The sequence below is a fragment of the Streptococcus mitis genome (assembly GCF_023110375.1).
GTDB classification, from domain to species: Bacteria; Bacillota; Bacilli; order Lactobacillales; family Streptococcaceae; genus Streptococcus; species Streptococcus mitis_CI.
Map to the genome: position 1 here is coordinate 342,229 of NZ_JALDVV010000001.1, position 15,536 is coordinate 357,764.

16 protein-coding genes are annotated in these 15,536 nt (G+C 40.7%); all 16 read right to left on the bottom strand.

What is annotated here, in order from left to right; genetic code table 11:
- Positions 1-31: 31 nt before the first annotated feature.
- The 16 genes from M1G12_RS01590 to M1G12_RS01665 all read right to left on the bottom strand — a co-directional run bounded on the left by M1G12_RS01590 (position 32) and on the right by M1G12_RS01665 (position 15,458).
- Positions 32-1,507: a PTS galactitol transporter subunit IIC gene (locus tag M1G12_RS01590; protein ID WP_247949288.1), complete on the bottom strand. Its 1,476-nt coding sequence runs from the start codon at positions 1,505-1,507 to the stop codon at positions 32-34.
- Positions 1,508-1,553: 46 nt separating this feature from the next.
- Positions 1,554-1,859: a PTS sugar transporter subunit IIB gene (locus M1G12_RS01595; protein ID WP_247949289.1), complete on the bottom strand. Its 306-nt coding sequence runs from the start codon at positions 1,857-1,859 to the stop codon at positions 1,554-1,556.
- Positions 1,860-1,897: 38 nt separating this feature from the next.
- Positions 1,898-2,374, bottom strand: coding sequence for a PTS sugar transporter subunit IIA (locus M1G12_RS01600; protein ID WP_000521976.1), 477 nt, complete (start codon positions 2,372-2,374; stop codon positions 1,898-1,900).
- A 263-nt stretch (positions 2,375-2,637) separates the two neighbouring features.
- On the bottom strand, positions 2,638-4,461 hold the full coding sequence (lepA, locus tag M1G12_RS01605; protein WP_001047207.1) for a translation elongation factor 4: 1,824 nt from the start codon (positions 4,459-4,461) through the stop codon (positions 2,638-2,640).
- A gap of 78 nt (positions 4,462-4,539) precedes the next feature.
- Positions 4,540-5,268 carry a metallophosphoesterase family protein gene (locus M1G12_RS01610; RefSeq protein WP_084865089.1) on the bottom strand — a complete coding sequence of 243 codons (729 nt, stop codon included), beginning with the start codon at positions 5,266-5,268 and terminating at the stop codon, positions 4,540-4,542.
- A gap of 1 nt (position 5,269) precedes the next feature.
- Positions 5,270-6,937 (bottom strand): DNA repair protein RecN, encoded by a 1,668-nt coding sequence (recN, locus tag M1G12_RS01615; protein WP_247949290.1) that lies wholly within the window; start codon positions 6,935-6,937, stop codon positions 5,270-5,272.
- A 6-nt stretch (positions 6,938-6,943) separates the two neighbouring features.
- The gene (locus M1G12_RS01620) at positions 6,944-7,375 is read right to left on the bottom strand and encodes an arginine repressor (RefSeq protein ID WP_049499393.1); all 432 of its coding nucleotides are present in this window, start codon (positions 7,373-7,375) and stop codon (positions 6,944-6,946) included.
- On the bottom strand, positions 7,368-8,183 hold the full coding sequence (locus M1G12_RS01625; protein WP_049499392.1) for a TlyA family RNA methyltransferase: 816 nt from the start codon (positions 8,181-8,183) through the stop codon (positions 7,368-7,370). The genes M1G12_RS01620 and M1G12_RS01625 overlap by 8 nt, the downstream gene beginning before the upstream one ends.
- Complete coding sequence (locus tag M1G12_RS01630) at positions 8,176-9,051, bottom strand: polyprenyl synthetase family protein (protein ID WP_247949291.1); 876 nt, start codon at positions 9,049-9,051, stop codon at positions 8,176-8,178. The genes M1G12_RS01625 and M1G12_RS01630 overlap by 8 nt, the downstream gene beginning before the upstream one ends.
- A complete protein-coding gene (locus M1G12_RS01635; RefSeq protein WP_000043226.1) occupies positions 9,048-9,260 on the bottom strand; it encodes an exodeoxyribonuclease VII small subunit in 213 nt (70 codons plus the stop codon). Before M1G12_RS01635 ends, M1G12_RS01630 begins: the two co-directional genes overlap by 4 nt.
- Positions 9,238-10,578, bottom strand: a complete 1,341-nt coding sequence (gene xseA / locus M1G12_RS01640) for an exodeoxyribonuclease VII large subunit (RefSeq protein ID WP_247949292.1) — start codon at positions 10,576-10,578, stop codon at positions 9,238-9,240. Before xseA ends, M1G12_RS01635 begins: the two co-directional genes overlap by 23 nt.
- 127 nt (positions 10,579-10,705) lie before the next feature.
- Positions 10,706-11,344 carry a uridine kinase gene (udk, locus tag M1G12_RS01645; RefSeq protein ID WP_001181376.1) on the bottom strand — a complete coding sequence of 213 codons (639 nt, stop codon included), beginning with the start codon at positions 11,342-11,344 and terminating at the stop codon, positions 10,706-10,708.
- Positions 11,345-11,454: 110 nt separating this feature from the next.
- The gene (truB, locus tag M1G12_RS01650) at positions 11,455-12,333 is read right to left on the bottom strand and encodes a tRNA pseudouridine(55) synthase TruB (protein WP_247949293.1); all 879 of its coding nucleotides are present in this window, start codon (positions 12,331-12,333) and stop codon (positions 11,455-11,457) included.
- Between the two features lie 73 nt (positions 12,334-12,406).
- A complete protein-coding gene (locus tag M1G12_RS01655) occupies positions 12,407-13,207 on the bottom strand; it encodes a hypothetical protein (RefSeq protein WP_000780008.1) in 801 nt (266 codons plus the stop codon).
- A 9-nt stretch (positions 13,208-13,216) separates the two neighbouring features.
- Positions 13,217-14,014: a hypothetical protein gene (locus M1G12_RS01660; RefSeq protein WP_247949294.1), complete on the bottom strand. Its 798-nt coding sequence runs from the start codon at positions 14,012-14,014 to the stop codon at positions 13,217-13,219.
- A gap of 169 nt (positions 14,015-14,183) precedes the next feature.
- Complete coding sequence (locus M1G12_RS01665) at positions 14,184-15,458, bottom strand: DUF2130 domain-containing protein (RefSeq protein ID WP_237446899.1); 1,275 nt, start codon at positions 15,456-15,458, stop codon at positions 14,184-14,186.
- Between the last annotated feature and the right edge of the window lie 78 nt (positions 15,459-15,536).

Sequence of the window (15,536 nt, forward strand, 5' to 3'; positions counted from 1 at the left end):
GTTTCAACAATTTACATTTTATAGGAGCGCATTATTTTGCTTTTGCTGCGTACTCTTCGTTACGTTTGATCATTTGTTTTCTGTACCAAGCAAAGATACCGATATAGAATACAAGGAAGACTACAGCACCAAGGATTGCTTTGATATCACCTGTTGTAGTGTTACCAATTGTCCAACCAAGAAGTTTTTCGATTGGTCCTTCAAGAGTTGAGTGAGTAATCAATTGAGTTTGGCTCACACCTTCTGGGAAGGCACCTACACCTTTAGCAAGTTCTGTTGCAAATGGAGCGATAAGTGTACCTGAAAGAAGGAAGAGTGGCAACAAGAGTGTTCCGAAAATAATCATACGGAGCAATTTACCACGTGTTACAACCAAGAGAGCTGGAGTAACACCCATAGCGATGATACCTGCAAGTGGCAAGATACCATTTCCAACTTTTGAAAGAAGCACAGCTTCAATCAACATGATTGGTGCAAGTACGTTGGCACAAGCCCAGATTTCAGCACGACCAGCGATGAATGGCCAGTCAAGACCGATGTTGAATTTACGTCCTTGAAGACGTTTAGTAGCAACGTTTGTAATACCTTGTGATAGTGGTTCTACGGCTGCGATGAACCATGAACCGATAAGTGAGAAGAGTTCCAAAGATACACCGGCAGTCAAACCAAGAGACAACCATCCTTTGATAACAAGACGCCATTTATCTGCATCTGCAACCCCTTCAATTGGATGTGGAGTTCCCATAATACCGATAACGATACCAAGGATAAAACCGATAAAGAATTTAGATCCCCAGAAACCGATTTTTTTGTTCAATTTAGCAGCATCAAAGTCATATTTATCAAGACCTGGGAAGAATTTTTCAAAAATCTTATCCAAAACCATGATAACTGGGTTCATCATGTAGTTCATGTGAGTTGATGTCATTGGTGATGAACTTGGTGCGTTAAGAAGGTCATCAAATGTAGGTTTCATCAAGTCAGAGTTGATAATTTTCAACACACCAACAAGTACGATAGCTGCTGTAGCAATCAAGAGTGAAACCCCTTGACTCACACCGTTGTTGTCTGCATACCATTTAATCAAAAGACCTGTGATAGACAAGTGCCAGATATCGAAGATATCGACATCAAGTGTATCAGTTTTCTTCATAGCAAGCATCACTACGTTGACAATCAACATGATAAGCAAGAAGTAAAGTGTCCAAGCAGATCCCCAAGTGATTGTTGCAAGTGGTGCCCAACCAACGTCAGTGATACTCAATTGGATACCAGTATTCTCAACGAATTTTGCAAGTGATGCTGAGAAAGCACCATTTAGCATACCGATGATAGCTCCGATACCAGTAAGAGCGATGGCAAGTTTGATACCACCTTCAAGCGCTTTGGAGAATTTCACTCCAAAAAGTAGAGCCAATAATGTCAAAATGATTAACATGATGACAGGTCCACCCATATCTAAGATGGGTGTGAAAAAGTCTTTGATTAGGCCAAAGATTGCATCCATAACAGTTCCTCCCTTTTTATGTTATATGAATGTTAACAAATTAAAATTAGCCTAATCCGTGTTCTTTGATAGCTGCTTCAATATTGTCAAATACTGGAGCACTCATAGCTGGGATACGGAATAAGATTGATCCAGCTTCGATAACTGGAATACCTGGGTCAAAACCAAGGTCTGTAGCAGCAATTGGTGTGAAGATGTCATAACCTTTGATAAGATCTTCGTTAACGTCTTTTACCATAACTGCATCACAGTGAACATCAAAACCGCGGTTTGAAAGTTCTTCTTCAAGAGCACTTTTAATTTGGTGGCTTGAGTTAACACCTGCACCGCAGGCAGCAAGAATTTTAATCATATGGATTTCCTCCGATTTAATATTTTTAATAGACAAGATTAAGCAATTGCTTCAGCAATATAAGCATAGAGGGCTTCTGGTTCAGAAATTTTTGATAGGTCTTCAAGATGACTATTTCCAGTAAAGAAGTCCATCAACTGAGCAAGAATGTTCGTTTGACTTGAACTTGAGTTATTAATGATAAAGAAGAGTAAGGATACCTCTACTTCCTTATCTGGCGCAATCATATTGTGAAAAGTCACTGGTTTTTCTAATCGAACGACCACAACTTTTTCAGCTAGATTATGAACAATATCTGTGTGAGGAATAGCCACATTCGGCAAATCCTTACCCAAAAATTCCATATCTAGGCCAGTTGGAAATGACTTTTCACGCGTGATCAAGGCTTCACGATAGGTTGGAGTCACGATTTCTCGTTCTTCCAATAAAGTAGCAACCTGATCAAAGAGATGTTCTTGATTATCCGCTTCTAAGCAAAACACAAGGTTTTTGTCAAAGAAATGATCTAATCCCATAAGGTTTTCCCTTCTTTCCATTAACTTTATGCTATAAGTATAACACTATATGAAATCGTTGTCAATAATTTTTTGTTGTTTTTTGTCCTTTTTTTGATTATTTTGTTTATTTTTTATCTTTACAACCAAAACAAACATTTAAAACAAACACTTTAAACGATTTAATTCTATTATAAATGCAAAAAACAGGCCTATTTAAGCCTGTTTTATCATTTTCTTCTTATATTAACGTCCTATAAACAATAAAAAACTTTTCTGAAGACTTATTCTTCATCCATGCTCAAAACGCTGAGGAAGGCTTCTTGTGGGACTTCTACTGATCCGATAGCTTTCATGCGCTTCTTACCAGCTTTTTGTTTTTCAAGGAGTTTGCGTTTACGAGAAACGTCACCACCATAACATTTAGCAAGTACGTTCTTACGAAGGGCCTTGATATCAGTACGAGCCACAATTTTGTGTCCAATTGCTGCTTGAATTGGCACCTCAAATTGTTGGCGAGGGATAATTTTCTTGAGCTTATCAACGATGAGTTTTCCACGTTCGTAAGCAAAATCCTTGTGAACGATAAAGCTGAGGGCATCCACCTTGTCTCCGTTGAGAAGGATGTCCATTTTGACCAGCTTAGATGGGCGGTACTCTGACAATTCGTAGTCAAAGCTTGCATAACCACGAGTTGAAGACTTAAGCTTATCGAAGAAGTCAAAGACGATTTCAGCCAGTGGAATTTGATAGATAACATTGACACGGTTATCATCGATATAGTCCATAGTCACAAAGTCCCCACGCTTACGCTGAGCTAATTCCATGACTGCCCCGACAAACTCCTGTGGTACCATGATTTGCGCTTTAACATATGGCTCTTCAATGGTCGCAATCTTGGTTGGGTCCGGGAACTCAGATGGGTTAGACACATCCATAGACTCACCATCGGTCAAATTAACCTTATAAATAACGGATGGAGCTGTCATAATGAGGTCGATGTTGAACTCACGTTCCAAACGTTCTTGGATAACATCCATATGGAGAAGGCCAAGAAAACCACAACGGAAACCAAATCCAAGTGCCTGAGATGTTTCTGGTTCAAACTGAAGACTAGCATCATTCAGTTGCAATTTTTCAAGAGCTTCACGTAAGTCATTGTACTTGTTTGACTCGATAGGATAGAGACCCGCAAAGACCATAGGGTTCATCTGCTTGTAACCATGTAATGGCTCAGCCGCAGGATTGGTTGCCAAGGTAACGGTATCACCCACACGAGTGTCCTGAACCGTCTTGATAGAAGCCGCAATATAACCAACATCACCAGTCGCAAGGAAATCACGACCAACTGCTTTGGGTGTAAATATACCGACTTCGGTCACATCAAAAGTCTTGCCATTGCTCATAAGCTGAATCTTATCGCCAGGTTTGACCACCCCATCCATGACACGCACTTGGAGAATAACCCCACGGTAAGCATCATAAACTGAGTCGAAAATTAAGGCCTTAAGTGGTGCTGTCACATCACCTGTTGGGGCTGGTACTTTTTCTACGATTTGCTCAAGGATCTCCTCGATACCGATACCAGCCTTGGCAGAAGCCAAAACTGCTTCACTGGCATCCAAACCAATGACATCCTCAATCTCTGTACGCACGCGCTCTGGATCTGCAGCAGGCAGGTCAATTTTATTAATGACTGGCATGATTTCCAAATCATTGTCCAAGGCTAGATAAACGTTGGCAAGTGTTTGAGCCTCAATACCTTGAGCGGCATCGACCACCAAGATCGCTCCCTCACAGGCAGCTAGCGAACGTGAAACTTCATAGGTAAAGTCTACGTGCCCCGGCGTGTCAATCAAGTGGAAAATATAAGTTTCCCCATCTTTTGCAGTATAATTCAGCTCGATGGCATTGAGTTTAATGGTAATCCCACGTTCTCGCTCTAAATCCATGCTATCCAAAAGCTGGGCCTGCATTTCACGACTTGAAACGGTCTCTGTTTTTTCCAAAATGCGGTCTGCTAGAGTCGATTTCCCGTGGTCAATATGGGCGATAATAGAGAAGTTACGGATCTTCTCCTGTCGTTTTTTCAATTCTTCTAAGTTCATGATTCTCTTCCTTTCAGGGTATCTATTTATTATAAATTGTTTTTAACATTTTGACAAGACCATACCCTGCTAGGAGTACTAATCTTCAGCGACAAAACCGTCATTTTCGATAAAGTGGTGTTCTGTCATTCCTTGGTCTGTAAAGACAATCCCATGAAGGACACCACCATAAACAGCTCCTCCATCCATTCCAATCTTGCCATCTTCTGTAGTCCAAAGCTCAGCAGTACCACGCTCTTGCTTTAACAAACCATAGACCGGTGTATGCCCAAAGACAATGATTTTTCCAGTATGATTTTCTGCTTCGTGGAATGGTTTTCTAAGCCAGACTTTTTTATAATCTGTAGTTTCACGCCAGTCATCCAAGGTCAAATCAATACCAGCATGTACAAAGATATACTTGTCTGTCTCTACTACAAATGGCATTTGACGAATAAATTTGACCAAGTCTGCTGCTTCAGTAGCAACACGCTTGGCATCCTCAACTCCATCAACCGGTGCATCCAAGGGACGACCTAGGATAGAGTTAATGGTTGTATCTCCACCATTGCGACGATAGTGGTCATAGCTTTCTTCTGGGTTATCGAGCCAAGTCAAAAACATATACTCGTGGTTTCCTGACAAACAGATTGCCCCTTGATTATCGACCAAGTCCTTAACCATCTCTAGGACACGGCGACTATCTTCACCACGGTCAATCAAATCCCCTAGAAAGAGTAACTGGGTCTGACCATCCCATGTTTTGAGAAGGTCTTCCAGCATCCCAGCTTTTCCGTGAACATCTCCAATTACATAATAGTCTGTCATCTTATTTCTCCCTGTTTCTCAACAATTCTCTGGCTTGCGTCAGGGCTGCTTCCGTCACATCATCACCTGCCAGCATCTTGGCAACTTCTTCCACTCGCTCTTCAATCGTCAAGAGACGAACAGTCGAAACCGTTGAATGCTCATTGCTAATCTTCTCAATAAAGAATTGATAATCTGCAATCGCAATCACTTGTGGCAAATGGGAAATAGCCAAAACCTGACCATGCTGACCAATCTTGTGAATCTTCTGCGCAATAGCCTGAGCAACACGACCTGAAACTCCCGTATCCACCTCATCAAAGACAATGCTAGTCTTGCCTTCTTTACGTGAAAAGGCAGATTTAATGGCTAGCATGAGACGGGATAATTCCCCACCAGACGCAACCTTGACCAAGGGTTTAAAGTCTTCGCCAGGGTTGGTTGAAATGTAAAACTCAACTGTTTCATTACCTTCACGGCTGAATTTGCCCTTACTAAAACGAACTTGAAACTGTGCCTTCTCCATATAGAGATCCTGAAGTTCTTGTTTAATCTCAGCCTCAAGCTGCTGGGCCAAATCATGACGAGCTGATGCAAGTTGCCCTGCCAAATCGACAAGATTAACTTCCAATTTCTTGAGCTCTGCTTCCATGTCTTCAGAAGAAAGGTTATTACCCGTCAAGAGATTGTACTCATCCGTAATCTTGGCAAAATAAAGCAAAACGTCGTCCACAGTTCCACCATACTTACGGGTAATAGTATGAAGGAAATCCAAACGATTCTCAACCTGCATGAGACGATTGCCGTCAAAATCAAGGTCCTCAATGATTGCTTCCAAACGTTTGCTAATATCTTCTAAGACATAGTAGGTCTCAGACAGAGAGCTTGAAATTTCACGGTATTCAGGGTCATACTCTTCGACACTTTCCATGTCATTCATGGCTGAACGAACATTGGCCAGACTCGAGAACTCTTCATTGTCCAACATACTGTAGGCATTGGTCAGCGTATCCGCAATATTTTTATGGTTTAGGAGTTTCTCTCGTTCTCGGTTGAGAGCCAAGTCTTCCCCTGCTTGCAAATTAGCCGCCTCAATTTCTGCCATTTGAAATTCCAACATTTCGATACGTGCCTTATGTTCTTGTTGGTTTTTCTTGACTTCCAAAACCTGCTTACGCATTTTACGGTAGGCATCAAAACTCGTCTGATAGGTTTCTTTTAGGTCCCAAAAAGCTGCATCGCCAAATTCATCCAACATTTGAATATGAAGTTGAGGACGCATTAACTCCTCTTGGTCATGCTGACCATGAATATCTACCAGATGTTGCCCAATAGCACGCAAAACAGACAGATTAACCATCTGGCCATTGACACGACTAATACTACGACCATTTTGCAAGATTTCTCGACGGATGATAATTTCATCACCCATTTCCAAACCTTGCTCATCAAAAATTTCCTGTAAAAGGCGGCTATTCTCAACTGAGAAAAGCCCCTCAATCTCTGCCTTTGGCGCACCATGACGAATAACATCTGTCGTCGCACGAGCCCCCAACATCATATTCATGGCATCAATGATAATCGACTTCCCTGCACCCGTTTCACCAGTCAAGACAGTCATCCCCTTTTCAAAATTGAGGGAAATAGCCTCAATAATGGCAAAGTTTTTTATCGAAATTTCAAGTAACATATAGACCTACCAATTTTTTACTTGTTCAAAGATTTCCTCAGCTAGATTTTCACTTCTGGCAATGACTAAAATCGAGCTATCGTCAGCTAAACAGCTAAAAATCTTGTCAGCAAAAGTCTCAATTAACTGAGCTTTTACAAAAGCTGTATTTCCTGGGATAACTTGGAGATTAATCATCTTGTCCATTAATTCAGCTGACTCAATATTGTCTTCAGCCAGTTGCAAACTTTTTACGATTGATTTTGGCAATTCATAGACATAGGTGTTGTCTCTCAAAGGGATTTTGACAATACCTAGTTCTTTGATATCTCGTGATACCGTCGCTTGAGTGGCAGTGATGCCTGCTTCTTTCAAATGTTCTACAATTTCTTCTTGTGTACCGATTTGATAATCTGTCACAAATCGTCTAATTTTTTCAAGTCTCTCTTTTTTATTCATTTTTAAATTGACTATGCGCCCTCTCTACTACTTCTTCAATCTCAGCAAGAACCTGATTGCTTGCTGACTCTTCTTTTTTCAAATACACTAAAAACTCAATATTTCCATGACCGCCTTGGATAGGAGAAAAATCCAATCCAAGGACTGAAAAGCCTTCCTCTACTGCCATAGCTGTTACAGATTCAAGGACATTCTGATGAACTTTAGCATCTCGAATAATTCCATTTTTTCCAATCTGCTCACGTCCTGCCTCAAACTGAGGCTTAACCAGAGCCACAACCTGACCTTGATCTGCCAAGACACGGTGCAAGGCCGGCAAAATCAGACTGAGGGAAATGAAACTTACATCAATACTGGCAAAGCTTGGTTCCTGCTCGAAATCAGTCTTTTCTGCATAGCGGAAATTGAACTGCTCCATGCTGACTACTCTTGGGTCTTGACGTAGTTTCCAAGCCAATTGATTGGTACCGACATCGACTGCAAAGACTAACTCAGCACCATTCTGTAACATGACGTCTGTAAAGCCCCCGGTAGAAGCACCGATATCAATTGTGGTCACCCCATCAACTGACAAATCAAAGACCTGCAAGGCCTTCTCCAATTTCAAACCACCACGGCTGACATACTTGAGTTTTTCACCCTTGAGTTTCAGCTCGGTGTCATCTGGAATTTTCTCTCCTGGCTTGTCAAACCGTTCTCCATTAAGGACTGCTACGACTAGACCAGCCATGACACCACGCTTGGCCTGCTCTCTCGTTTCAAACAAGCCCTGTTTATAAGCTAATACATCCACTCTTTCCTTAGCCATTGATTCTCAAACTTTCTACTACTTTTACAATCGATTCTGTTTCAAAGGGAATCTGCTGGGTAATTTCTTCTAATTTGGCATTAGCTTGATCCAAGGTTTGGTTACAAAAGGCAATAGCCTCTTCCAAGCCCAACAAGGCTGGATAGGTTGATTTTTCTGCCTGTAGGTCCTTTTGTGGTGTCTTGCCGATTTCCTCAAAACTAGCTGTCACATCCAACACATCGTCTCTGACCTGAAAAGCAAGCCCAATCAATTCACCTACAGTTTTCAGCTTTGCCTGCATCTCAGGTGCCAATTCGGCTATAATAGCAGCTGCTTGGAAGGGATAAGCTAATAGTTTTCCAGTCTTATTAGCATGAATGGTCTGGAGTTCTTCTAAAGACAAATGCTGGTGTTCGCCTTCCATATCCAAAACTTGCCCTGCAACCATTCCCAGACTACCTGAAGCAAAGGATAAGTTAGCAATCAAGTCCACCTTGATCTGACTTGGCAAATCTGCCTGCGCTATCAAGGCATAAGGATCTAGGAACAAGGCATCTCCAGCCAAAATGGCCATAGCTTCACCGAATTTCTTATGGTTGGTCAAACGCCCTCGACGATAATCATCATCATCCATGGCAGGAAGATCATCGTGAATCAAGCTCCCTGTATGAATCATCTCCAAAGCCGCAGCCACCTGCGCGTGAGCAGGCTGGATCGCAATATGCAAGGCTTCCAAAACTTCCAACAAGAGAAAAGGCCGAATACGCTTGCCACCAGCATGAATGGAATAGAGAACAGACTCTCGCAAACTAAAGGCAAACTGCTGGTCGCCATAAAAGTCTTCCAAAGCCGACTCGACAAGAGCTAATTTTTCTTGCTTTTTCATTCAAAATCACTTTCTGTTCCGTCTTCTTGCATAACCTTGACCAAGGTCTTTTCAGCCTTGTCCAGCGTCGCTTGGAGCTCCTTTGATAAGACCATGCCCTTTTGAAAGGCAGCAATCGCATCTTCCAGAGCAATTTCACCATTTTCCAAACTTTGGACAATGGTCTCCAGTTCTGCTAGATTTTCCTCAAATTTCTTTTGTTTTGACATCTTTAACCTCTAATTCTACTTGACCATCTCGCATCAAAAGCGTCACTTGGTCTTTTTTCTTCAAATTTTCAACTGAATCGACTACTGACTCTTCTTTTTTGACAATAGCATAACCACGCGCCACAATTCGGCTAGTATCCAACATGAGCAAGGCTTCCGAAAGTCGCTTCACTTCAGCAACCTTGGCATCATAAACCAGCGCCATTTGGCTACGGAGAAGCTTGTCCAACTGACCAAGTCGGTCTTGATAACGTTGAATTTTAGTAACAGGTGATAATTGGACTAGTCGATGCATCCTTGCTTGTACTAGCTGTTTGTTATCAGAAATCCGTGTTCGCAAACTTTGTTTTAATCGCAGTTGTAATTGGTCTAGCCGTTGCAAATAGCCATCATACAAGCGCTCTGGTTGTCTAAAAATAACAGACTGACTGCATTTTTTCAAAGCTTCTTGTTTCTTAGATAGGACATTTCGGACTGCCGTTGCCATCCGTTTTTCCTGATTTTGCAAATGAGTTAATAAATCTAACTTGGTCACAGGTGTTGCCAGTTCAGCCGCTGCTGTCGGCGTCGCAGCCCGTCTATCTGCCACAAAATCCGCCAAGGTCACATCCGTCTCATGCCCTACACTAGAAATGATTGGTAAACGAGATTCAAAAATAGCTCGTACCACAATTTCCTCGTTAAAAGCCCAAAGATCCTCGATAGAACCTCCACCACGACCAATAATCAGCAAATCCAAATCGTCTCGTTGATTTGCACGCGCAATATTTCGAGCAATTTCCTCCGCAGAACCTTCACCTTGAACCTTGGTCGGATAGAGAAGAATATCGACACCTGGAAATCGCCTGCTGACGGTCGTGATAATATCTCGAATCACAGCTCCACTGCGACTGGTCACTACTCCAATTCTCTTAGAAAATTGAGGCAGAGCTTGCTTGAAGCGTTCTTGAAACAGGCCTTCTTCTGTCAATTTTTTCTTGAGTTGTTCAAACTGTATCGCAAGTGCACCAACTCCATCAGGCTCTGCCTTTTCAATGATGATGGAGTAGCTACCGCTCGGCTCATAGACCTGTACACGCCCAATCACATTGATTTTCATCCCTTCTTCCAGGTCGAAGCCTAATTTCTGATAAATCCCAGACCAAATAGTCGCTTGAATAACTGCATGGTCATCTTTTAGGGAGAAATATTGGTGAGTAGGTCGTTTACGAAAGTTGGAAACTTGACCAGTTAAATAGACCCGTTCCAAGTAAGGGTCTTTATCGAATTTCATTTTCAGATACTTGGTCAAAGTTGTTACCGATAAATACTTTTCCATCTCCACCTACTATTCATTTTCTTGCTCTTTCATGGGTATTATTATACCAAAAATATGCCTAAAAATCTTCATTTATGTACTACTATGAGGGAAAAATAGAAAAAGGAGGCAAGGCCTCCACTTCAGTTTATTTGCTATTTCGAGCTTCTTCCAAAATCTTTGCAATCTTGGTTGTCAACAGGTCGATAGCCACTGTATTGCTGACTCCTTCAGGAATGACGATATCAGCATAACGCTTGGTTGGCTCGATAAACTGGTGGTACATTGGTTTAACCACACCTAAGTACTGGTCAATAACGCTATCAAGGCTACGGCCACGCTCTTCCATATCGCGCTTGATACGACGAATAATACGCACATCATCGTCTGTATCCACAAAAATCTTGATATCCATCAAATCGCGCAGACGCTTGTCCTCCAAGACCAAAATCCCCTCAACGATAAAGACATCTTGAGGCTCCTGACGATAGGTCTTGCTACTCCGTGTATGTTCTGTATAGTCATAAGTCGGGATGTCCACCGGACGCCCTGCCAACAATTCCTTAATCTGCTCAATCATCAAATCTGTATCAAAGGCAAAAGGATGGTCGTAGTTGGTTTTGACACGCTCTTCAAAGGTCAAATGAGACTGATCCTTGTAGTATGAATCATGCTCAATCATGGAAATCTTTTCATCAGGAAAATGCGATAAAATGGCTCTTGAAACACTGGTCTTACCACCACCAGAACCACCTGTCACTCCGATAATGATTGGTCTATTTTGCATGCTATCCTCCGTTTTTTTATCCGTGGTCTATTCTATCACATTTTTTGCAAAATTTATAGTCTGATTTGGATAGTCTAGGAGAAGAATTCCATCCCCACACTCCAGTTAGATTAGATAAAAACCTTCCTTGGCTTGTAGAGATTGTCCCGTTTTTCTAGAATGGCTAGCAATTTATCATCTTCAAAGGCAGCTAATTCTTGTTCTATTTGTTCGAGTTCGATAAAACGACCAAAGCGTACTTCTGTAGCCTCTTCTTGAGTTAGGAAAACTTTGACAAGGTCACCTGTTCCAATCTCTAGAGGATGAAGAAAGTCCAATTGACCAGCCTCCACTTTTTCAGCAATTTCTTCCAAGGTAAGAGCATCTTCTAGCTGTAAACCAGCAGCACTAGTACGAGTTAACTGAGACATATGGGCCGAATAGCCCAATTTTTCTCCCAAGTCAACTGATAAGGTACGGATATAAGTCCCCTTACTACATTTCACACGAAAAGTAAAGCGTGCAAGATAACCCTCATAAGAAATCGGACTTGTTCGATCAAATTGATAAATGGTCACCTGACGTTCTGGACGCTCCACTTCCTGACTAGCACGCGCATACTCATAAAGCTTACGACCATTAACCTTAACAGCTGAATACATAGGTGGAATCTGAGTAATAGGCCCAGTCAGATTGGCTATCGCTTCATCGACAAGCTTTTCATCCAAGGGCGACAAAACAGGGGTCTCTGCGACAACTTCACCACTGGCATCCTCAGTCGTTGTTGAATAACCAAGAGTGATTTCACCCTCATAGACCTTGCCCTCATCCTGCATAAACTCGACCATTCGTGTCGCCTTACCAACTGCAATCGGCAAAACACCCACCACATCCGGATCCAGAGTCCCACCATGACCAATCTTCTTAGTTCCCAAAATCTTACGCAGTTTAAAAACCGCATCATGCGAGGTCATCCCCGCTTCTTTTTTTAAGTTGATAATACCGTTCATTTTTGCTTTCTAATTCCCTTTTCACTTTACATCAACATATTCTATCTTAGACAGATTTTAAAACTATATCAGCTTATTTTTCTAAATACTTCCTAGCTTCCTGAACATAAAAGAGCTCTGGATTTTCATGGACGATACTTTCAAACAAACTACGGGCACGAGCTTCATCTCCTTTTAATTGGGCATTGAGAGCGCCGTAATAAGAAAACATGATTCGAGCTAGCTTACTTTCTGGCTCAGTAATGTTAAAGTAGTCGTTCACTTCTTTATTGAACACAATATCTTTTATGGCTTGGGCTTGAGCAACAAGTGTAGCTTTGCCTCCTTTAAAATCTGGCGCCTTGGACAATTGTTCCTCAAAGAAAGCAATATCTTGCACATCTTGGAGATGAATGGAAACTGTTAATAGTTCAAAGCTTGATATTAAAAACGCAGGGGTTCTGAATCTCTTCCAAATTTTTTTCAAATCATATTTGGACATATTTTCCTTGGCAGCTTGAAAATCTCCTTTTAAATAAGCCACTCGACCTTGGATAATTTGGTAATTCTCACGATATGTTGCCCTAAAGGGCTTAATAGATTTTTCTGATTGAACTCTTAACATATCTTCATATAGCTTAAGATCAATAGAATCGTGTAACACTAGAACAATAACTTTTCTAGATACAAATCTTAAATAAAATACAAAGACGAGAACTAAAAAGTCAATAACTAATAATATGAGTCCCAATATTTCCAAATTGCTTTGAAATATTAAAAATACTGCCATCACATAAATATCCAAGACTAAAAATAAGCAAATTAGAATAACCCTATCAAGTTGTAAAAGAGTGTTTTCTGTCGCCCTACTTACTATTTTTTTTACTAATTTCATATATTACTCTCATTTCACTGATTCTAAATATTTTTTCGCTTCCTGAACATAAAAGAGTTCTGGATTTTCATGGGCAATGCTTTCAAACAAACTTCGGGCACGAGCCTCATCTCCTTTTAGCTGGGCATTGAGAGCTCCGTAATAAGAGAACATGATTCGAGCTAATTTATTTTCTGGTTCGGTGGTGTCGAAGTAGCCTGTAACTTCTCCATTGAGTATTTTTGATACTGGTTCAATTAAATCCAACATTCTATTTTTATCAATTCTTTTAATTTTTTCCCAATCATAAGAAACTAAAAGTTTAGAAATTTCATCCGTCTCCCTTAAATGAAGGTATGATAATGATTCTATAAATACGATGTTTAGTTCATAAATACGTTTCACATTCAATTTAGAACTTTTAACTCTTATTCGTTCAGCATATTGGATTGCCTCACTAAAATTCCCTTGATAGAAAGCACACCTAGCTAAACCCAGATTTAAGGCATTTAAATTCCCTGTTTTATTATCAGGCCGCCTTTCATAAGTTTCAGTTAAAAGAGAAATATATTTTATAAAATTCACTTGCTCGTATAAAATAACTTCTGCAACGTGATTTACTAAAAAATGAGTTATTACAACGATAATAGTCAGTAATGTTAGAAATATGAGCAATAATGTAGTAACGACGGTTGATTTTACGAATAATAAACTAATTGCTGTTGCTATAATTATCCAACGTAGATAAAATAAAATAAAAACCTCCAGTATACTGCAAATTTGACCTGATGACCAATTCGAGATATTCTTAGAAATATTATCTAACATAAAAAACTCCTATAAAAAATTACAAACTAATTTATATAAACAAACTAGCTAAATGAGCTAGCAAAGTAGCTCCAGCTTTTAAGAAAAATTAATTCAATTTTATCAGCTGACCATGTTCTAATAATTTCTATAGTTCTTTTCATATAACACTCCTGTTTTTAAGATAATCTCACTCCCCCTTCAGTGCTTCAAACTTCGCTTTCATGGTTGGATTTTTACGTGTCAATTTCTTGACAGAGACATCTTCCAGCTTATTATTAGCCAGACGGAGTTGGTTTTCAGATGTTGTTAGGAACTTTTTAACCTCTTCCATGCGTTTGATCGCCTTGTCGATTTCATCGATTGCTTTGCCAAAGTTGGTCGAAGCAGAGTTATAGTTCTTGGCAAAAGCTAGTTTAAAGGCATCCAAGTCTTCTTCAAAATGCGTAATGTCTATATTTTGCTCCCGAACCAAGGCCAACTCCTGCTTGTATTTTAGGGAATTTAGCGCCGCATTTCGTAAGAGCCCAATCAACTGGATAAAGAATTGAGGGCGAACCACATACATCTTTTCATACTCGTGGCTGACGTCAACAATCCCTGTGTTAAAGTAATCATTATCGGCTTCAAGCATGGTTACCAAAACCGCATATTCACAGTTCTTCTCCCGACGGTCCTTGTCCAATTCCTTGTAAAAATCTGCATTCTTGTGCTTCTTCTCTGTTCCGTCCGCTTCATTTTTCATCTCAAACATGATGGAAATGATTTCAACACCATTTTCATCACATTCACGGAAGATAAAGTCCCCCTTAGACCCACGCGCTGAAACCTTGTTATCCTTCTCAAAGTAAGCATTTGGAAAGGCAAAACTACGGACCTTGTTAAACTCACTCTCTGCATACTGTTCCAAACTTTCCCCAATCGCTTTTGTAGATTGTTGAGCCTTAAAGTTCTTGTAAAATTCGACTTGTTCACTGGCTGCTTTAAGCTGGGCTTCATAGTTTTGTTTAACAGAAGCCAAAGATAACTCATTTTCCTTTTCTTGCAAGAGGAGCTGATTTTTGACCTGATCACGTTCTTTTTCTAAGTCTGAAAGGGTCTTTTGCAGTTGATTTTCATGCTCTAAACGCAAGGTAGCCAATTGGTTTTCCAAGGCCTGCACTTCCTTGTCCTTGGCCAAGAGAGCCTGATGACTTGTCTGTTCAACCTCTTTCTTGACCAACTCTTTCTCTGTAGCAAAATTTTGGATTTGACTCTGCAATTGCGCGATTTCTTGGTCTTTTTGAGCTAGTTTAGACTGTTGCTCATTCATAGCCTTTTGCTCAGCCAAAGCCAGTTCCTGCTTCATGCGATCGTGCAGTTCCTTATCAAACTCTGCCGTTCTCACTTGGGACAAAAGTTCGGCATACTGGCTTTCATTTACTGTAAAGACTTCCCCACAGTTGGGGCATTTGATTTCGTTCATATCGTTCCTCTTTCTAGACTTCTGTAACCATTATATCATGCCTGAAGGAAAATCAAAAACAGCGAGTCGAAACCCACT